The organism is Ralstonia sp. SET104, assembly GCF_003851545.1.
Classification (GTDB): Bacteria; Pseudomonadota; Gammaproteobacteria; order Burkholderiales; family Burkholderiaceae; genus Ralstonia.
The window spans coordinates 135,596-153,638 of the sequence record NZ_BHVX01000003.1 but is presented as its reverse complement, the minus strand read 5'-3'; the positions used below and the strand labels follow the sequence as shown (position 1 = coordinate 153,638).

Annotated in this window: 19 protein-coding genes; 6 read left to right on the top strand and 13 right to left on the bottom strand. The window is 64.3% G+C overall.

Annotated features, from left to right (window positions below):
• Positions 1–10 precede the first annotated feature (10 nt).
• The gene (locus PSUB009319_RS05385; RefSeq protein WP_124381215.1) at positions 11–607 is read left to right on the top strand and encodes a peroxidase-related enzyme; all 597 of its coding nucleotides are present in this window, start codon (positions 11–13) and stop codon (positions 605–607) included.
• Positions 608–634: 27 nt separating this feature from the next.
• On the opposite strand, the gene rng is transcribed toward PSUB009319_RS05385, so the two are convergent.
• The 8 genes from rng to PSUB009319_RS05345 form a co-directional block, all read right to left on the bottom strand.
• Entirely contained in the window at positions 635–2,104 is a 1,470-nt protein-coding gene (rng, locus tag PSUB009319_RS05380) for a ribonuclease G (RefSeq protein WP_124381214.1), read from the bottom strand.
• A 141-nt stretch (positions 2,105–2,245) separates the two neighbouring features.
• Positions 2,246–2,869, bottom strand: a complete 624-nt coding sequence (locus PSUB009319_RS05375; RefSeq protein ID WP_124381213.1) for a nucleoside triphosphate pyrophosphatase — start codon at positions 2,867–2,869, stop codon at positions 2,246–2,248.
• Positions 2,866–3,336: a 23S rRNA (pseudouridine(1915)-N(3))-methyltransferase RlmH gene (gene rlmH / locus PSUB009319_RS05370; protein ID WP_124381212.1), complete on the bottom strand. Its 471-nt coding sequence runs from the start codon at positions 3,334–3,336 to the stop codon at positions 2,866–2,868. Before rlmH ends, PSUB009319_RS05375 begins: the two co-directional genes overlap by 4 nt.
• Before the next feature lie 21 nt (positions 3,337–3,357).
• On the bottom strand, positions 3,358–4,011 hold the full coding sequence (rsfS, locus tag PSUB009319_RS05365; RefSeq protein ID WP_124381211.1) for a ribosome silencing factor: 654 nt from the start codon (positions 4,009–4,011) through the stop codon (positions 3,358–3,360).
• Between the two features lie 79 nt (positions 4,012–4,090).
• Complete coding sequence (locus PSUB009319_RS05360; RefSeq protein WP_124381210.1) at positions 4,091–4,801, bottom strand: nicotinate-nucleotide adenylyltransferase; 711 nt, start codon at positions 4,799–4,801, stop codon at positions 4,091–4,093.
• Entirely contained in the window at positions 4,798–5,706 is a 909-nt protein-coding gene (hemF, locus tag PSUB009319_RS05355) for an oxygen-dependent coproporphyrinogen oxidase (RefSeq protein WP_124381209.1), read from the bottom strand. The genes PSUB009319_RS05360 and hemF overlap by 4 nt, the downstream gene beginning before the upstream one ends.
• A gap of 145 nt (positions 5,707–5,851) precedes the next feature.
• Positions 5,852–7,120: a phosphoribosylamine--glycine ligase gene (gene purD, locus PSUB009319_RS05350; protein ID WP_124381208.1), complete on the bottom strand. Its 1,269-nt coding sequence runs from the start codon at positions 7,118–7,120 to the stop codon at positions 5,852–5,854.
• 95 nt (positions 7,121–7,215) lie between these two features.
• A complete protein-coding gene (locus PSUB009319_RS05345; RefSeq protein WP_124381207.1) occupies positions 7,216–7,941 on the bottom strand; it encodes a YebC/PmpR family DNA-binding transcriptional regulator in 726 nt (241 codons plus the stop codon).
• A 172-nt stretch (positions 7,942–8,113) separates the two neighbouring features.
• On the opposite strand from PSUB009319_RS05345, the gene PSUB009319_RS05340 reads away from it, so the two are divergent.
• On the top strand, positions 8,114–9,676 hold the full coding sequence (locus PSUB009319_RS05340) for a helicase HerA-like C-terminal domain-containing protein (protein WP_124381206.1): 1,563 nt from the start codon (positions 8,114–8,116) through the stop codon (positions 9,674–9,676).
• Between the two features lie 70 nt (positions 9,677–9,746).
• Here PSUB009319_RS05340 and upp read toward each other — a convergent pair whose 3' ends face one another.
• Positions 9,747–10,397 (bottom strand): uracil phosphoribosyltransferase, encoded by a 651-nt coding sequence (gene upp / locus PSUB009319_RS05335; RefSeq protein ID WP_124381205.1) that lies wholly within the window; start codon positions 10,395–10,397, stop codon positions 9,747–9,749.
• 190 nt (positions 10,398–10,587) lie between these two features.
• Entirely contained in the window at positions 10,588–12,066 is a 1,479-nt protein-coding gene (locus PSUB009319_RS05330; RefSeq protein ID WP_124381204.1) for an NCS1 family nucleobase:cation symporter-1, read from the bottom strand.
• Positions 12,067–12,249: 183 nt separating this feature from the next.
• Between PSUB009319_RS05330 and PSUB009319_RS05325 the strand changes: the two genes are divergently transcribed.
• Genes PSUB009319_RS05325 through PSUB009319_RS05310 form a run of 4 tightly spaced genes read left to right on the top strand, consistent with a single transcriptional unit; the run spans position 12,250 to position 15,404 of the window.
• The gene (locus tag PSUB009319_RS05325) at positions 12,250–13,176 is read left to right on the top strand and encodes a DMT family transporter (protein WP_124381203.1); all 927 of its coding nucleotides are present in this window, start codon (positions 12,250–12,252) and stop codon (positions 13,174–13,176) included.
• A gap of 14 nt (positions 13,177–13,190) precedes the next feature.
• Positions 13,191–13,982, top strand: coding sequence for an SDR family oxidoreductase (locus tag PSUB009319_RS05320; RefSeq protein ID WP_124381202.1), 792 nt, complete (start codon positions 13,191–13,193; stop codon positions 13,980–13,982).
• A 10-nt stretch (positions 13,983–13,992) separates the two neighbouring features.
• A complete protein-coding gene (locus PSUB009319_RS05315) occupies positions 13,993–14,427 on the top strand; it encodes a methylglyoxal synthase (RefSeq protein ID WP_124381201.1) in 435 nt (144 codons plus the stop codon).
• Positions 14,424–15,404 carry a quinone oxidoreductase gene (locus PSUB009319_RS05310; RefSeq protein WP_124381200.1) on the top strand — a complete coding sequence of 327 codons (981 nt, stop codon included), beginning with the start codon at positions 14,424–14,426 and terminating at the stop codon, positions 15,402–15,404. The genes PSUB009319_RS05315 and PSUB009319_RS05310 overlap by 4 nt, the downstream gene beginning before the upstream one ends.
• A 9-nt stretch (positions 15,405–15,413) precedes the next feature.
• Here PSUB009319_RS05310 and PSUB009319_RS05305 read toward each other — a convergent pair whose 3' ends face one another.
• From PSUB009319_RS05305 to PSUB009319_RS05295, 3 genes are all read right to left on the bottom strand, one after another.
• A complete protein-coding gene (locus PSUB009319_RS05305) occupies positions 15,414–15,722 on the bottom strand; it encodes a YkvA family protein (RefSeq protein ID WP_124381199.1) in 309 nt (102 codons plus the stop codon).
• 166 nt (positions 15,723–15,888) lie between these two features.
• The gene (locus tag PSUB009319_RS05300) at positions 15,889–17,046 is read right to left on the bottom strand and encodes a BMP family ABC transporter substrate-binding protein (RefSeq protein ID WP_124381198.1); all 1,158 of its coding nucleotides are present in this window, start codon (positions 17,044–17,046) and stop codon (positions 15,889–15,891) included.
• 72 nt (positions 17,047–17,118) lie between these two features.
• Positions 17,119–18,039, bottom strand: coding sequence for an ABC transporter permease (locus PSUB009319_RS05295; protein WP_124381197.1), 921 nt, complete (start codon positions 18,037–18,039; stop codon positions 17,119–17,121).
• Between the last annotated feature and the right edge of the window lie 4 nt (positions 18,040–18,043).

The following is an 18,043-nucleotide window of genomic DNA, read 5'->3' as shown; positions in this document are numbered from 1 at the left end:
AGGAGACATCGTGACGATCACCACGCCGCCCATCAGCCGGTTTCCCGTTCCTGAACTGGCCGACATTCCCGAAGACATCCGCGCGCGCATTCTCGAGGTGCAGGAGAAGACCGGTTTTGTGCCGAACGTTTTCCTCGCGTTATCGCACCGGCCTGCCGAGTGCCGCGCGTTCTTCGCCTACCATGATGCGCTGATGCTGCGCGAAGGCAGCAGTCTGACCAAGGGCGAGCGCGAGATGATCGTGGTGGCGACTTCCGGCGCCAACCAATGCCTGTATTGCGTGGTCGCGCACGGTGCCATCCTGCGCATCTACGAGAAGAATCCGCTGGTGGCCGATCAGGTGGCGGTCAACTATCGCAAGGCCGACATCACCCCGCGCCAGCGCGCCATGCTCGACTTTGCGATGAAGGTCTGCACCGCCTCGCACACCGTCAATGAAGTCGATTACGACGCCCTGCGCGTGCACGGTTTCGACCATGAAGACATCTGGGATATCGCTGGCATCACGGCGTTCTTCGGCTTGTCGAACCGCATGGCGAACGTGATCTCGATGCGGCCGAACGATGAGTTCTTTCTGCTCGGCCGCTTGCCGCGCGAGAGGAAGTAACCGCTTGCTGGAGCAGGCCGGGTGCGACTACATCAGGATGATGTCGTACTGCTCCTGGCTGGCCGCAGAAGACTCCACCTGCAGCGAAATCGGCTTGCCGATGAAATCGCCCAGCATCGCCAGGTGCTGGCTTTCCTCTTCCAGGAACAAGTCGATCACCGATTGCGACGCCAGAATACGGAACTCGCGCGGATTGAACTGGCGTGATTCGCGCATGATCTCGCGCAGGATGTCGTAGCACACCGTGCGTGGCGTCTTCACCTGACCCTTGCCCTGGCACACCGGGCACTGCTCGCACAGCACGTGCGCGAGCGATTCCCGCGTACGTTTGCGCGTCATCTCCACCAGCCCCAACTGCGAGAAGCTGTTGACCGTGATGCGCGTGCGGTCGCGCGCCAGCGCCTTGCGCAGTTCGGCCAGCACCGCGTCGCGATGCTCGGCCGACTCCATGTCGATGAAGTCGATGATGATGATGCCGCCCAGGTTGCGCAGCCGCAGTTGCCGCGCGATGGTGTGTGCGGCTTCCAGGTTGGTCTTGAAGATCGTGTCGTCGAAGTTGCGCGCGCCCACGTAACCGCCGGTGTTGACGTCAATTGTCGTCATCGCCTCGGTCTGATCGATCATCAGATAGCCGCCCGATTTCAAGTCGACCCGGCGCGACAGCGCGCGCTCGACTTCCGCTTCGATGTTGTAGAGGTCGAAGATCGGGCGCTCGCCGGTGTAGTGCGTCAGGCGCTCGACCACGGCCGGCGTGTACTCCTGCGCAAATTCGACCAGCTTTTGATGGTTCTCACGCGAATCGACCTGGATGCTGCGCGTCTCGTCTGTCACGAAATCGCGCAGCACGCGCTGGGCGAGGTTCAAGTCTTGATACAGGATCGACGGCGCGGGCAACGTTGTGGCGTTGTGGCGGATGGTTGCCCAGATCTTGCGCAGATAAGCGACATCGTTGGCAAGCTCTTCGTCGGTCGATTCCTCGGCGATGGTGCGTACGATAAAGCCGCCGCGCTCGTCCGCCGGCACCATGCCCGTCACGCGTGCACGCAGTGCTTCACGCTCGGCCTCGTTACCGATCTTCTGCGAAATGCCGATGTGCGGGTCCTGCGGCAGATACACCAGCGTACGGCCGGCAATGCTGACCTGCGTGGACAGCCGCGCGCCCTTGGTGCCGATCGGGTCTTTGATGACCTGCACCATCAGCGCCTGGCCTTCGAAGAGCGTCTTCTCGATAGCGACCTGCGGCGTGGGCGGCGCGTCTTTGGCGTCGCGCGGGTGCCAGATGTCTGCCACATGCAGAAACGCTGCACGCTCCAGCCCGATATCGATAAAGGCCGATTGCATGCCCGGCAGCACGCGCACTACTTTGCCAAGGTAGATGTTGCCGACCAGTCCGCGCGTGAGCGTGCGCTCGATGTGGAGCTCCTGGACGGCGGCTTGCTGGACGATGGCCACGCGCGTTTCTTGCGGCGTGATATTGACGAGGATGTCTTCGGACATGGGGGATACCTGGAGAGCGGGTTTCAGCACCCGCCTCTGGGCTTGATCGTGCGCGCCCGAAGCGTGTCTTGAAACCGGCCCTCGCACGCTGTCCGGTGCGTGCGTCAGCGGCCGGTCAGGGGGCGCGAGTTACAGCGTGATTCACAGCATGATGCTCGCCTGTGCGAGCAGTGCGGCGGTCTCGAACAAGGGTAGGCCCATGATACCCGAATAGCTTCCCGAAATATGGGCAACAAAGGCGGCTGCGCGGCCCTGAATGCCGTACGCGCCGGCTTTGCCGAATGGCTCGCCGCTGGCGATGTAGCGGGCGATATCGTTGTCCGTCAGTACGGCAAAGCGCACGTCGGAAATGGACAACGCATGCATCGGTGTGCCGTCGGCTTTGACGACAGTAACGGCCGTCAGCACGCGATGTTCGCGGCCCGACATGCCGCGCAGCATGCGGTAGGCGTCGGCGGCGTCGGTGGGTTTGCCGAGAATCTCGCCGCCCAGACACACGGTGGTGTCAGACGTCAGGATCGGCAGGGCGGGAAGATTGCGTGCGATGCGGCGGCGCACGGCAGCCTGTGCCTTCAATGCGCAGACGCGCTGAACGTAGTCGTCGGGCGTCTCGCCGGGAAGCACGGCTTCCAGCGCTTCCGCATCTTCATCACCATCAGCCAGCAGCAACTCGAAGCGCGCGCCGATCTGGCGCAGCAACTCCTGCCGGCGCGGGCTTTGCGAGGCGAGATAAAGGTGTGGTGCGCCGGGTGCATCCATGGTCATACGCGGTGATACGGGTGGTTTTGCGTGATGCTCCACGCGCGATAGAGCTGCTCGGCCAGCAGCACGCGCACCATGCCGTGCGGCAGCGTCAGGCTTGACAGGCGGATCAGCGTGCGGGCGCGGGCCTTGAGCGCCGGATCCAGTCCATCCGCGCCGCCAATCACGAAAGCGATATCACCGCCTTCCTGTTGCCAACCCGTGAGGGATTCCGCCAGCGCGACGGTGGTGAGATCCTTGCCGCGCTCATCCAGCGCGATCATGCGGCAGCCCTTGGGCAGCGCGGCTTCAATGCGCGCGGCTTCGAGCTGCATGACGGTGGCGGCGGTGCGGCTGCCCGAGCGCTGCTCGGGCTTGATCTCGCGCAGTTCGATGCGCAGCTCCGGCGGCATGCGCTTGGCATATTCAGAGAAGCCGTCCTCAATCCAGGACGGCATCTTGTGCCCGACGGCAACGATCAACAACTGCATGGCGAAGCTGCCTGCGCGAGGTTACGCCGCGCGCTTTTTGGCCGGAGCGCGCTTGGCTGCCGTCTTGGTCGCCGTCTTGGTCGCCGTTTTCGCGGCGGTCTTCGTGGTGGGCTTGCCAGTGCCGGTGGCGCGCTTGGTGGCGGGCTTGTTGGCCGACTTCTTGGCAGCGGTCTTGGCGGGAGCCTTCCTGGCCGGTGCCGCCGCTTTGGTCGGGCGCTCACCCGCAAGCTTCGGCTTGGTCGTACGGCGCTTGGCCGGCGTCACTTCTTCGGCCTCGTCTTCCTCGTCGTCGTAACCTTCGCTGGCCTTGGGCAGGCCGCGACCGCCCGTACCGCCGAGCTGCACGCGCACCGGTTTGTCGCCCCAGATTTCTTCGAGGTTGTAGTACTGGCGCAGTTGCGGCTGCATGATGTGGACTACGGCGTCGCCGCAGTCGACCAGCACCCATTCACCCACGTCTTCGCCTTCCACGGCGATGACGTGGCCGCCGGCTTCCTTGACGGCATCACGCACGGAGGCGGCGAGCGCCTTGGTCTGGCGGTTGGACGTGCCGCTGGCGATGACCGTGCGGTCGAACAGTTCGGTCAGGTGGGTCGTGTTGAAGACCTTGATGTCTTGCGCCTTGACGTCTTCGAGCGCGTCGACGATCACGCGTTGTAGTTTGCGAATATCCATACTGAGTGAGAAGAACGTTTAAAGGGCGAGAAAAAAGGTCAGAAAAGCGCGCGAACGTGGCTGAACACCGAACACGCGGTCAAGCACTGACCGTGCCATTGGCACGGCGGTACAGCGAATGCGATTGGATCAGGTCGGCCACGCCGGCAGGCAGGTCTACGTCGCAGCGCGCGCCGGTGGCAAGCTGCTGGCGCAGGCGGGTGGAAGACAGGTCGACGGCCAGGGTCTGGTCGATCCACATATGGCCGGCGGGTGCGCATTGTACCAATGCCGTGTCGCCCCGGCGCACATCCAGCTCGCGTTGTACGGGCGCATGCAGCGCCTGCAGGTCGAAGCCGGGGCGTGTGGCCACGCACAGGTGGACGTATTCGAACAGGTCTTGCCAGCCGTGCCAGGTGTCCAGGCCGACGAGCTGGTCGGCGCCCATGAGCCACGCCATGGAGGTGTCCGGGCCATAGACGCCGCGCAATTCACGCACGGTGTCGATGGTGTAGCTGGGCCCGTGGCGGTCGACTTCCATTGAAGTCACCCGCACGCGGGCGCGGCCGCCTTGCACGGTTTTTGCCGCCAGTTCGGTCATCGCGAAACGCAGCGGCGCGGGCGTGATATCGGCGGCTTTCTGCCATGACACGCCGGTTGGAATCCACAGCAACTCATCCAGGTCGAGCCGGGCGATGCACAGTTCGGCCAGGGCGATGTGGCCGACGTGCGGCGGATCAAACGTACCGCCCAGCAGGCCGAGGCGGTAAGGGCGGTCAAGATCGGGGCGCAGGAAAGCGGGAAGCGTCATACCCAGTCGCGCGCCGGCAGGAAGTCGGTATAGAGCGCGGCTTCCGGTGATCCCGGTTCGGGCTGCCAGTCATAGCGCCAGTTGGCCACGGGCGGCATCGACATCAGGATCGATTCCGCGCGGCCGCCGCTTTGCAGGCCGAACAGCGTGCCACGGTCGAACACCAGGTTGAATTCGACATAACGGCCGCGGCGGTAGGCCTGGAAGTCGCGTTCGCTGTCACCGTAGGGCGTGGCGTGGCGTCGCTCGGCGATGGGCAGCCAGGCGGGCAGGAACGCGTCGCCAACGCCGCGCATCATCTCAAAGCTGCGCTCGAAGCCGAGTTCGGCAAAGTCATCGAAGAAGATGCCGCCGATGCCGCGCGCTTCCTTGCGGTGCTTCAGATAGAAGTAGTCGTCGCACCACTGCTTGAAGCGCGGGTACAGCTCATCGCCGTAGGGGGCGAGGGCGCTTTGGCAGGTGCGGTGGAAGTGCGTGGCGTCTTCGGTGAAGCCGTAATAGGGCGTGAGGTCCATGCCGCCCCCGAACCACCAGACGGGCTCGGCATCGGCGCGTACGGCGACGAAGCAGCGCACGTTCATGTGCACTGTCGGTACGTAAGGATTGCGCGGGTGGAAGACCAGCGACACGCCCATCGCCTCGAAGCCGCGCCCGGCCAGTTCGGGCCGGTTGGCGGTGGCGGACGGTGGCAAGGTGTCGCCCATGACGTGCGAGAAACCGACGCCGCCGCGCTCCAGTAGCGCGCCGCCTTCCAGAATGCGGGTGCGGCCGCTGCCGCGCAGGCGTTCGGTGGGCGGCTTGTCCCACGCGTCGGTGGCGAAGGTGCCGCCGTCGAGTGCGCCGACGGCGGTGGTGATGCGGTCCTGCAAAGCCAGCAGGTAGGCGCGGACGGCTTGGGTATCCATCAGATCGGGCGAGGCCGCGCGGGCGGCCGAGTCATGCGGTTGTCACCATTGTAGCGGGCGGGCCGCCGGGGCAAGTTGGGGATCACCCGGGTGACGAATACCGCGCTTGCCCCCTTTGGGGGCATGAGCGCGGCGGGGGATTCGCTTAATGGCGGATGGCGCGGTGGCCAATGTCCTTGCGGTACTGGGCGCCGTCAAACTGGATCTGTTCGATGGCGTTGTACGCGGCGCGCTGGGCGGCCTTGACGGTATCCGCCAGACCGACCACGCACAGCACGCGGCCGCCAGTGGTGGTCAGCACGCCGTCCTTGAGTGTGGTGCCGGCGTGGAAGGTGACGCTATCTTCGGTCTCCTTCGGGATGCCGGTGATGATGTCACCCTTGCGCGGCGTGTCCGGGTAGTTGTGCGCGGCCATCACAACGCCCAGCGCGGTGCGGCGGTCCCAGTCGAGCTCCATGCCGTCGAGCTTGCCGTCGATGGCGCGGTCGAGTACGTCATACAGGTCGGTCTTCATGCGTGCCATGATGGGCTGCGTTTCGGGGTCACCCATGCGGCAGTTGAATTCGAGCGTTTTCGGATTGCCTTCGGCGTCGATCATCAGGCCGGCGTACAGGAAACCGGTGTACGGGATGCCGTCGCGCTCCATGCCGCGGATGGTCGGCATGATGATCTCGCGCAGCGCGCGGGCGTGCAGCGTGGGTGTGACCACCGGCGCGGGCGAGTAGGCGCCCATGCCGCCGGTGTTGGGGCCGGCGTCGCCGTCGAGCAGGCGCTTGTGGTCCTGGCTGGTGGCCAGCGCCACGACGTGCTTGCCGTCGCACACGACGATGAAGCTGGCTTCTTCGCCAGCCAGGAATTCTTCGATGACCACGCGCGCACCGGCATCGCCCAGGCGGTTGTCGGCCAGCATCATGTCGATGGCGCCGTGTGCTTCTTCGGGCGTCATGGCCACGACCACGCCCTTGCCGGCGGCCAAGCCGTCGGCCTTGATGACGATGGGCGCGCCTTCCTGATCGATATAGGCATGCGCTTGCGCCGCGTCGCTGAAGGTCTGGTACTTGGCGGTCGGAATGCCGTGGCGATGCATGAACGCCTTGGCGAAGTCCTTCGACGATTCGAGCTGCGCAGCCGCCTTCGTCGGCCCGAAGATGCGCAGGCCCTTGGCGCGGAACAGGTCGACGATACCGGCGGCCAGCGGCGCTTCGGGCCCCACCACGGTGAAATGGATGCCTTCGCGCTCGGCAAACGCGGCCAGCACTTCCGGGTCCGTGATCGGCAGGTTCTGCAGGCGCTTGTCGAGCGCCGTGCCGCCGTTGCCCGGCGCCACGTACACCACCTGCACCTTGGGCGAACGAGCCAGCTTCCATGCCAGGGCGTGTTCCCGTCCGCCCGAACCGACCACCATCACTTTCATGCTGTACCTACCTGAAATTACAAAATCCGATTCGAAATCTGGAAAACAAAAACGGCGATCGTGAGGTCGATCGCCGTTGTGCGCGCGTCCGGAGCTTATTCTCCGATGACCGCGTTGGTGAAGACTTCCTGCACGTCGTCCAGGTTTTCCAGGACGTCGAGCAGTTTCTGCATCTTGGCCGCATCGTCGCCGGTGAACTCGACTTCGGTTTGCGGTTTCATGATGACTTCGGCCAATTCCGCCTTGAAGCCGGCGGCTTCCAGCGCAGTCTTGACCTTGGAGAAATCGTTGGGCGGGCAGATGACTTCGAGCGCGCCGTCTTCATGGGTGACAACATCGTCGGCGCCGGCTTCGAGCGCGGCGTCCATCAGCTTGTCCTCCGGCGTGCCTGGGGCAAAGATGAACTGGCCGACATGGTCGAACATGAAGGCCACCGAGCCCTGCGTGCCCATATTGCCACCGTACTTGTCGAACCCGTGGCGGACTTCGGCCACCGTGCGCGTACGGTTGTCGGTCAGGCAGTCGACGATGATGGCGGCGCCGTTGATGCCGTAGCCTTCGTAGCGGATTTCTTCGTAGTTTGCGCCTTCCAGGCCACCCACACCGCGCTGGATGGCGCGGTTGATGTTGTCTTTGGGCATGTTGGCGTCGGTGGCCTTATCCATGGCCAGGCGCAGGCGCGGGTTGGAATCGGCATCGCCGCCGCCCAGGCGGGCCGCTACGGTGATTTCCTTGATCAGTCGCGTCCAAATTTTGCCGCGCTTGGCGTCGGCAGCGGCTTTCTTATGCTTGATGTTGGCCCATTTGGAATGACCGGCCATGAAACTCTCCGAGCGAAATGCGGTGGAATCTGGCGCCCAGATGGCGGTCTGACGCCACCTGCACGCTCTATAATCGGTCGCAGATTTTAGCATGCTGGGCACGTCCGCCGCCCCGTCCATCCGGTCGAGCCGCGGGTGTGCCATCCCCCCGATTGATCCTCGTCAGAACCTCATGACCGATCCCATCCTGATTGCCAAGAACGCCAAAGCCGAACTGGTGCTGCTGCCCCAGCTCGCCAACCGGCATGGCCTGATCACCGGTGCCACCGGCACCGGCAAGACCGTCACCCTGCAGACGATTGCGCAAGGCCTGTCGAAGATCGGCGTGCCGGTCTTCCTGGCTGACGTCAAAGGTGACCTGACCGGCATCTCGCAACCCGGTCAGTCGAACGACAAACTCAAGACCCGCCTGCAGGAACGTGGTCTGGAAGAGCCGCAATGGGCCGGCTGCCCCGTCACCCTGTGGGATGTGTACGGCGAGCGCGGCCACCCCGTGCGTGCCACCGTGTCCGACATGGGCCCGCTGATGCTGTCTCGCATGCTGGAGCTGAACGATATCCAGACCGGCGTGCTGAACCTGGTCTTCAAGATTGCGGATGACGCCGGCCTCGCGCTGCTCGACATGAAGGACCTGCGCGCGATGCTGCAGCATGTGGGTGAGCACGCGTCGGACTACACGAACAAGTACGGCAATATCTCGTCGGCCAGCATTGGGGCCATCCAGCGCAACCTGATTGCGCTGGAAGAGCAGGGCGCCGACCAGTTCTTCGGCGAGCCGATGCTCGACGTCAACGACCTGATGCAGACCGTGCGTGGCCAGGGCGTGATCAACATCCTGGCGGCTGACAAGCTGCTCAATGCGCCCAAGCTGTACGCGACGTTCCTGCTGTGGATGCTCTCCGAGCTGTTCGAGCACCTGCCGGAAGTGGGCGACCTCGACAAGCCCAAGCTGGCGTTCTTCTTTGACGAGGCGCACCTGCTGTTCAACGACGCGCCGCCGTCGCTGCTTCAGAAGGTGGAGCAGGTGGTGCGACTGATCCGTTCGAAGGGCGTGGGCGTGTACTTCGTGACGCAGAACCCGTCCGACGTGCCCGACACCGTGCTCGGTCAGCTTGGCAATCGTGTGCAGCACGCGCTGCGGGCCTTTACGCCGCGTGACCAGAAGGCTGTGAAGGCCGCTGCCACCACGATGCGCGCGAACCCGGAATTCAGCATCGAAGCGGCCATCGGCGAGTTGGCCGTGGGCGAGGCGTTGATCTCTATGCTGGATGAGAGTGGCCGCCCGGAAATTACGCAGCGTGCGTTTGTCGTGCCGCCGGCGTCGCGCATCGGGCCGATCTCGGACGATGAGCGTCGTGCGCTTATTTCGAATTCGCTGGTGGCTGGTCGCTACGACACGGCAATTGACCGTGAATCGGCCTACGAAATTTTGACCGGACGTGTCGCGGGTGGTGGTGCGGCGGCCGCGCCGGCACCGGGTTCCATCGGCACGGATTTTGGCGCGTCACCGGGGGCAGCGCCTGCACCGGCACCTGCTCAGGTGCCTGCACAAGAGGGCGGCTGGCTCGGCGAGGTTGGCTCGATCCTGACCAAGGGCACTGGCCGCACTGGCCGCGGCGATTCGATTGTTGAAACGCTGGCCAAGTCGACTATGCGCACCATCGGCTCGACGGTTGGGCGCGAGATTGTGCGTGGCGTGCTGGGCAGTATCCTGGGTGGTGGCAAAAGGCGCTGAGCGTTTCCAGCGCACCAAAGACAACAGCCGGCAATGCCGGCTGTTTTTGTTTGCGCACAGAGGCGCGCGATCAGTTTTTCGTGCCAAACAGGCGGTCGCCGGCATCGCCCAGGCCGGGGATGATGTAGGCGTTCTCATCCAAGTGTGAATCGAGCGACGCCACGAACAGCTTCACGCCCGGATGCGCCTGCTGGAACACCTCCACGCCTTCCGGCGCGGCCACGAGGGCCAGGAAGAGGATGTTCTCATCCGGCACGCCACGCTTCTTCATCACGTCGACCGCGTGCACGGCTGAGTAACCCGTGGCGACCATCGGATCGCACAGGATGAAGGTACGGTCTTCCAGATCAGGCAGACGCACGAGGTATTCGACCGGGCGATGGTGCTCGTCGCGGTACACGCCGATGTGGCCGATGCGCGCTGACGGGATCAGCTCCACCAGCCCATCGCTCATGCCCACGCCCGCACGCAGCACCGGCACCACGGCCAGCTTGCGGCCGGCAATGACGGGCGCGTCCATCGGGCCCATCGGCGTGTCGATGTGGCGGGTGGTGAGCGGCAGGTTGCGCGTGATCTCGTAGCCCATGAGCAGCGTGATCTCGCGCAGCAGCTCGCGGAACGTGCGCGTGGACGTGTCTTTGTCGCGCATGTGCGTGAGCTTGTGCTGGATCAGCGGGTGATTGAGGATGAACAGGTTCGGAAAGCGCGGATCTTGTTTCATGGCGAGGAGGAACGCGGTAATGGAGCGCATTGTACGGCGCCCCCGGAGGGGGTTCCGGAATGCGTGCTCAGGAAGGTGCTGAAAACCGTAGCGAGCAGTTCGAGGCTGGTCCGAGAAGCACAGCCGTATACGTCTACGGCGAGCATCGCAGGGCCAGACTCGGGCTGCGCAGCAGCTTTGCGGCGCCTTTCTAGCGGCGGCCGCGCATCAGGATGATGTAGACGATGGCCGAAATCGCCAGCCCCACGAACCACGCATACGTGTACAGCGCCTCGAACACGCCCGGCACGCTGGCCACGAAACCGGCCTGCTTAAAGAAGCCCGGCAGGTTCGGCAGCACACCGATGATGAGCGCGACGATGGCGCGGCCGTTCCAGCCATTGCCGTAGCCGTAGGGGCCGTCCACACGGAACAGCTCGCCGGTCTTGAGCACCGTGCGGCGCACCAGGAAGTAGTCGACCATCATGATGCCGGCCACCGGGCCCAACAGCGCACCGTAGCCGACCAGCCACGTGAAGATGTAGCCCTTGGTGGTCTCCAGGATCTTCCACGGCATCATCGCCAGACCGATGCCTGCGGTGATGTAGCCACCGATGCGAAACGAGATGCGGTGCGGTGCGAGGTTTGAGAAGTCATACGCCGGCGACACCACGTTGGCGGCGATGTTCGTCATCAGCGTGGCGGTAATCAGGGCCAGCAGCGCGACGATGACCGAGGGCCCCGTCATCTTGCCGGCCAGCGTAACCGGGTCCCAGATGGCCTGGCCGTAAATGACCACCGTGGACGAGGTGACGAGCACGGCCACCAGCGCCAGCAGCCCCATCGGCAGCGGCAAGCCGATGGCCTGACCGACGAGCTGATCGCGCTGGCTGCGCGCGAAGCGGGTGAAGTCGGGAATGTTCAGCGCCAGCGTGGCCCAGTAGCCGACCATGGCCGTGAGCGACGGCCAGAAGAAGCCCCAGAACTCGCCGGCGCGCTTGCCGCCCGCGGCAAATGCCGACGGTGCCGACAGCATCGGGCCGAACCCGCCCGCATTCACATATGCCCACCAGACCAGGCCAAGCGCGGCCAGGACCAGCAGCGGCGTAGCCAGCGCTTGAAAGCGCTTGATCGATTCCAGCCCCTTGGTAATCAGCCAGATGTGCAGCGCCCAGAACAGCAGGAAACAGAACGCTTGCCCCGGGTTGATGCCCAGCCCCGGAATGTTGCTGCCCACCAGCATGTTGTCGGTGACGACATTCAGGATCGTGTAGATGGCCTGGCTGCCCAGCCACGTCTGGATACCAAACCAGCCGCATGCCACGATGGCCCGCAGGATGGCCGGCAACTGCGCGCCGCGCACACCAAACGATGCCCGCACCAACACCGGGAAAGGGATGCCGTATTTGGTGCCCGCGTGGCCTACCAACACCATCGGCACAAGCACGATGAGGTTGCCCAGGAACACCGTCAGCACGGCCTGCCACCAGTTCATGCCTTCGCTCATCAAGCCCGACGCCAGCATGTATGCCGGCACCGACACGACCATCGATACCCACAGCGCGGCGTAGTTGGCTGCTGTCCAGGTGCGGGCAGCGGGCGGGGTGGGGTTGAGGTCTTCGTTCCAGAGGGTCGGGTCGGGCACGTTGCCGACGCCGTCGGAGTAGGCGGGGGAGGTGGTTTGGCTCATGTCGATGTGGAATCCGTTGTCGTTCTAGATATTCGGAATGCAGGCGCGATTGTACGGCGGCCATGCTTGCGCCCAAGCGAAACCCATGCCACGTGCAGCGCACCCGTCGTCGGAACGTTTTGTTGAATTCCAATACAATCGACGGCGCTTTCTCATATGCCCTCCGCCTGCTCGCGTTCTGCTGTGACCACCGCATCTTCTGCGTCCTCCACCTCCATGCGCCACCCCGACACTGGTGGCTTGCTGCTCGCCTCCGTGGGCGCGGTGCTGTTTTCGGCCAAGGCCATCGTCGCCAAGCTGATGTACCGCTACCAGATTGATGCCGTGATGGTGATCACGTTGCGGATGCTGCTGGCCGCGCCGCTGTTCATGGCGATGGGCTGGTGGCAATCGCGCCGTGCGGTGCCGCTGACGCCATCAGACCGCTGGCGCATCGTCGGGCTCGGCATCATCGGTTATTACCTCTCCAGCTTCCTGGATTTTCTCGGCCTGCAATACATCACGGCGGGGTTGGAGCGGCTTATTTTGTTTCTCACGCCATCGTTCGTACTGTTGATCACGTCGACGGTGTTCAAGCGGCGCATCACCGGCTTGCAGTGGGTGTCGCTGGCATTGGCGTATGCCGGCATCGTGCTTGTGTTTGCGCATGACCTGAGCCTGAGCGGCAACAACGTGTGGTTGGGCGGCGGGTTGGTACTTGCCAGCGCCATCAGCTACGGTATCTATCTGCTGGCCAGCGGCGAGCTGGTGAAGCGTGTGGGTTCGATGCGGCTCGTGGCCTATGCCATGTGCGTGTCAACGGTGGCCTGCATCATTCAATTTCTGGTGCTGCGGCCGTTGTCTGCACTGATGTTGCCGTGGCAGGTGTATGGGCTGTCGGCCATCAACTCGGTGTTCTGCACGGTGGCGCCCGTCACGATGACGATGATGGCGGTCGCCCGGGTGGGCGCGCCGGTTGCGTCGCAGGCGGGGATGATCGGGCCGGTGTCGACGCTGCTGCTTGGCTGGTGGCTGCTCGGCGAGCCGATCACGCTGTGGCAGGTTGCCGGCAGTGCACTGGTGCTGGCCGGCATGGCGCTGCTGTCGCGGCGTCATGGTCAATCCAAATAAAACAAGGAGCCAGGATGGATCTGGGCTTGAAGGGCAAGCGCGCGCTGGTGTGCGGTGCGAGCAAAGGGCTGGGTTTCGCATGCGCCAACGCGCTGGCGGCCGAAGGCGTGGATGTGGTGATCGTTGCGCGCGGTGCTGAAGCACTGTCGGCCGCAGCCGAGCGCATCCGCGCGGCGTACGGTGTGCGCGTCGAGGCTGTCGCCACCGACATCACCACGCCGGAAGGCCGTGCCGAAGCACTGCTCGCCTGCGAACGCCTGGGCGGCTCGCCCGACATCCTCGTCAACAACGCCGGTGGCCCGCCGCCGGGCAACTTCCGCGACTGGGACCGCGACGCGTGGAATGCCGCGCTCAACGCCAACATGCTCACGCCCATCGACCTCATCAAGGCGACCGTCGACAAGATGATCGAGCGCCGCTGGGGCCGCATTGTCAACATCACCAGCAGTGCAGTAAAGGCGCCGATCGATGTGCTGGGTTTGTCCAACGGCGCACGCTCGGGCCTGACCGGCTTCGTGGCAGGCCTTGCACGCGAAGTCGCCAAGCACGGTGTGACCATCAACAACCTGCTGCCCGGCCAGTTTGAGACCGACCGCCTGACCAAGACGCTGGAAGCGGGCGCCAAAGCGTCTGGCATCAGCGTAGAAGAGAATCTCGACCGCAAGCGGCAGGGCCATCCGGCTCGACGCTTCGGTCAACCAGCCGAGTTTGGCGCCGTGTGTGCCTTCCTGTGCAGCCAGCACGCCGGTTACCTCAACGCGCAGAACATCCTGTTGGATGGCGGCGCTTTCCCTGGCACTTTCTAAGCCAACCACCATGACCACCATCACGCCCGAGAGCGCGGCAACGAAGCGCCGCCGCGTCGCCCTGATCGCGCACGATCACAAGAAAGACGACATGGTCGCTTTTGCACAAACGCACCAGGCATTCCTGTCGCAGTGCGATTTACTGGCCACCGGCACCACCGGCGGCCGGCTGGAGAAGGAGGTCGGCCTGACCGTGCAACGCATGCTCTCCGGCCCGTGGGGCGGCGACCTGCAGATTGGCGCGCAGCTTGCCGAAGGCCGCGTCGACGCTGTCATTTTTTTGCGCGACCCGATGACGCCGCAGCCGCACGAACCTGATATCAACGCGCTGGTTCGCGCCTGCGATGTCCACAACATTCCATGCGCTACCAACCTGGCAACCGCCGATCTGGTGATGTCCGCCCTGCAACGGGTGGCGCCCGACCCGAAGGAGATTCACGCATGACCCAAACGAAAGCCATCCGCATCTTTGAAACCGGCGGCCCGGAAGTGATGCAGTACGTCGATGTTGACGTGCCCGCGCCCGGCCCTGGCGAAGTCACGGTCAAGCAGCACGCCATCGGCCTGAACTACATTGACGTGTACTTCCGCACCGGGCTGTATCCGCAGCCGTTGCCGGCCGGCATCGGCATGGAAGCCTCCGGCGTGGTGGAAGCCGTAGGCCAGGGCGTAACGCACGTCAAACCTGGCGATCGCGTGGCCTACGCCGGCCGCCCGACCGGCGCCTACGCAGCAACGCGCACCATGCCCGCCGACATCCTGGTGCGTCTGCCGGACACCATCGACTTTGAAACCGGCGCCGCCATGATGCTGCAGGGTATGACCGCGCAGTACCTCATCCGCGACAGTTACCGCGTGCAGCCGGGCGATACGGTGCTGTTTCACGCAGCGGCTGGCGGCGTGGGCCTGATTGCCTGCCAGTGGCTCAAGGCGCTCGGCGCGACGGTGATCGGCACGGTGGGCAGCGATGCCAAGGCGGAACTCGCCCGCGCGCACGGCTGCGATCACACCATCGTCTACACGCGCGAGAACTTTACCGAGCGCGTGCGTGATATCACCGGCGGCAAGGGTGTGCCGGTGGTCTACGACGGTATCGGCAAGGATACGTTTACCGGTTCGCTGGACTGCCTGTCGCCGCGCGGCATGATGGTCAGCTACGGCAATGCGTCAGGCCCTGTGCCGCCGTTCGATATCAGCGTGCTGGGTGGCAAGGGCTCGCTCAAGCTCACACGCCCGACACTCATGACCTACACAGCGCGGCGCGACCTGCTGGAGCCGATGGCGGCGGACTTGTTCGACGTGGTGGCCAGCGGCAAGGTGAAGATCGAGATTCACCAGCGTTATGCGCTGGCGGATGCGGCGCAAGCGCACCGCGATCTGGAAGGGCGCAAGACGACCGGTTCGACGATCCTCTTGCCGTAAGAAGGGACGTTATCGCCCGCTCGACCCGGTTGGCGACACCCGCCGCCGGGCGGCGGCAAAGCGCGCGTCTTCACGCACGCGGTCGGGCAGGGCGCGCAGCAGCATGTGCAGCGCAAACGGTACCAGCACGATGTCGTCTACCCAACCGATCACCGGAATGACATCCGGAATCAGATCGATTGGCGAGACCACGTAGCCCACCAGCAACAGCGCGGCCGGGGCGAGCCACCACGGCGCGCCGGGATGGCGCAGCGCAAACCACAGCAGGCGCACGTCGTTGCGCACCACGCTCCACAGGCGCAAGAGTCGTCCGAACATTGCGGGCTCCTTGATGAAAAGCCGGCATCACATGATGTGGGTCAACCGGCGGACCATCGTATCAGCTTGGGGAAACGGCCCGGGTTTCAAGATTCGAGCGCCCATCGCCCATGAAAAAAGCCGGCCCTCTTGCGAGGTGCCGGCTTTTTGCTGCAGTGGATAGGACTTAGCCCGGAATCTTGCCTTCCACGCCTTCCACGTAGAACTTGATGCCGTGCAGGAAGCCGTCGTCGGCGACCTTGTCGGCGCTCAGGACTTCCTTGCCAGTGTTGTCCTTGAGCGGGCCCTTCCAGATCGGGGCCGAGCCGTCGATGATGCCCTTCTTGCGGGTCTCGACCAGTGCCTTCACGTCTTCCGGCACCACGGCGTTGTACGCGCCCAGATCGATCGCGCCTTCCTTCAGGCCCCACCACACGGTCTCAGGCTTCCACTTGTTTTCAAGCACGTCACCGATGACTTTGGTGTAGTACACGCCCCACTTGTTGATCGAGGCGGCCAGATGGGCTTTCTCGCCAAACTTGGTCATGTCGCTATCCCAGCCCAGTGCGTAGACGCCTTTCTCTTGCGCGGTCTGCACCACGGCGGCGGAGTCGGTGTTCTGCATCAGCACGTCAACGCCTTGGCCGATGAGCGTGGTAGCGGCTTCACGCTCCTTGCCCGGATCGAACCACTTGTTGACCCACACCACGCGGGTGGTGGCCTTGGGGTTGACGCTGCGCGCGCCCAGCGTGAACGAGTCGATATTGCGGATCACCTCGGGAATGGGCACCGAACCCACCACGCCCAGCTTGCCCGACTTGCTCATCTTGCCGGCCACCACGCCTGCCAGATACGCGCCTTCATAGGTGCGCACGTCGTACTGGCCGAGGTTGTCTGCGGTTTTGAAGCCCGTGGCGTGCTCGAACTTCACGTCCGGGAATTCCTTGGCGACCTTGAGCATCGATTCCATAAAACCGAAGCTGGTGCCGAAGATGACCTTGTTGCCTTGCGTGGCGAGGTCGCGGAACACGCGTTCGGCATCCGCGGCGCTTTCAGGCACGCTCTCAACGAAGCTGGTCTTTACCTTGTCGCCGAACTTGGCTTCGACTTCCTTGCGGCCGTCGTCGTGGGCGTGGGTCCAGCCCGCGTCGCCCACGGGGCCGACGTAGACGAAGGCGACCTTCAGCGGCTCGTTGGCCGGCGCCGGTGCGGTCGCAGCGGGGGCCGACGATGCTGCCGGTGCGGCATTGCCTGGCGCGTTGTCGTTGGACTTGCCGCAACCCCAGAGGGTGAGGGCAGCGCCGGCGGCCAGCGCTGCCAGCGTGATCCTGCGGGTAACGTTCATCGATTTCTCCTGTTGTGTGGCTCGTGACTGTGTTGAGGCGAAAAAAGGAATGCAGACAGCTTAGGCCGCAGTTTAGGCAGCCCCCGGGCGGAATGGCTTGCCGAGCGATGCGGGCATGTTCAGGCGGATCCAGTCCGGATTGCGCGAGATGATGACCAAGACGATGATCGTTGCGGCAAACGGCAGCATCGACAGAATCTGTGACGGCACCGACACGCCGATCCCCTGCAGGTGGAATTGCAGGATCGTCACGCCGCCGAACAGCAGCGCGCCGAGCAGGATGCGCAGCGGGCGCCAAGTGGCAAAGGTGGTCAGCGCCAGCGCGATCCAGCCGCGGCCGGCGACCATGTTTTCGACCCACATCGGCGTGTATACCAGCGACAGATATGCACCCGCCAGCCCGCAGCAGGCGCCCCCGAACAGCAGTGCGCCAAAGCGGATAGTGCGCACCGGATAGCCCAGCGCGTGTGCTGATTCCGGCGATTCACCAATTGCGCGCAGCGTCAGCCCCGCGCGTGTTTTGAACAGGAACCACGCAATCGCGCCGCACAGCAGCAGGCTGAAATAGACCATCCAGTGGTGCGCAAACAGCGCCGGGCCGATAAACGGGATCGACTGCAGCCCCGGAATGCCGTGCGCCTGCGCCGGCAGCGACATGCCAACAAAGCGCTGGCCCATGAAGGCCGACAGCCCGGTGCCGAAGATCGACAGCGCAAGGCCTGTAGCAACCTGATTCGTCACCAGTACCAGCGCCAGCCACGCAAACAGCGCGGCCATTACCATGCCGGCAATCGCGCCGGCGGCAAAACCCAGCAGCGGAATCTGCGTTTGGTAACCGACCATGAAGCCGGCCACGGCAGCTACCAGCATCATCCCTTCGGCGCCCAGGTTGAGCACGCCGGAGCGTTCATTCATCAGCAGGCCCAGGGCGGCCAGCAGCAGCGGGGTGCCGGCGTTGATCGACGCAGCGATCAGGGGAGCAAGACTTTCCATGTTT

Coding starts and splice junctions, on each gene's coding strand:
- PSUB009319_RS05330 (WP_124381204.1), bottom strand. CDS start 12,066: ATGAGCCAAACCACCTCCCCCGCCTACTCCGACGGCGTCGGCAACGTG.
- PSUB009319_RS05300 (WP_124381198.1), bottom strand. CDS start 17,046: ATGAACGTTACCCGCAGGATCACGCTGGCAGCGCTGGCCGCCGGCGCT.
- rng (WP_124381214.1), bottom strand. CDS start 2,104: ATGTCCGAAGACATCCTCGTCAATATCACGCCGCAAGAAACGCGCGTG.
- rsfS (WP_124381211.1), bottom strand. CDS start 4,011: ATGGATATTCGCAAACTACAACGCGTGATCGTCGACGCGCTCGAAGAC.
- PSUB009319_RS05340 (WP_124381206.1), top strand. CDS start 8,114: ATGACCGATCCCATCCTGATTGCCAAGAACGCCAAAGCCGAACTGGTG.
- PSUB009319_RS05315 (WP_124381201.1), top strand. CDS start 13,993: ATGACCACCATCACGCCCGAGAGCGCGGCAACGAAGCGCCGCCGCGTC.
- purD (WP_124381208.1), bottom strand. CDS start 7,120: ATGAAAGTGATGGTGGTCGGTTCGGGCGGACGGGAACACGCCCTGGCA.
- PSUB009319_RS05310 (WP_124381200.1), top strand. CDS start 14,424: ATGACCCAAACGAAAGCCATCCGCATCTTTGAAACCGGCGGCCCGGAA.
- PSUB009319_RS05375 (WP_124381213.1), bottom strand. CDS start 2,869: ATGACCATGGATGCACCCGGCGCACCACACCTTTATCTCGCCTCGCAA.
- PSUB009319_RS05295 (WP_124381197.1), bottom strand. CDS start 18,039: ATGGAAAGTCTTGCTCCCCTGATCGCTGCGTCGATCAACGCCGGCACC.
- PSUB009319_RS05345 (WP_124381207.1), bottom strand. CDS start 7,941: ATGGCCGGTCATTCCAAATGGGCCAACATCAAGCATAAGAAAGCCGCT.
- rlmH (WP_124381212.1), bottom strand. CDS start 3,336: ATGCAGTTGTTGATCGTTGCCGTCGGGCACAAGATGCCGTCCTGGATT.
- hemF (WP_124381209.1), bottom strand. CDS start 5,706: ATGGATACCCAAGCCGTCCGCGCCTACCTGCTGGCTTTGCAGGACCGC.
- upp (WP_124381205.1), bottom strand. CDS start 10,397: ATGAAACAAGATCCGCGCTTTCCGAACCTGTTCATCCTCAATCACCCG.
- PSUB009319_RS05320 (WP_124381202.1), top strand. CDS start 13,191: ATGGATCTGGGCTTGAAGGGCAAGCGCGCGCTGGTGTGCGGTGCGAGC.
- PSUB009319_RS05305 (WP_124381199.1), bottom strand. CDS start 15,722: ATGTTCGGACGACTCTTGCGCCTGTGGAGCGTGGTGCGCAACGACGTG.
- PSUB009319_RS05360 (WP_124381210.1), bottom strand. CDS start 4,801: ATGACGCTTCCCGCTTTCCTGCGCCCCGATCTTGACCGCCCTTACCGC.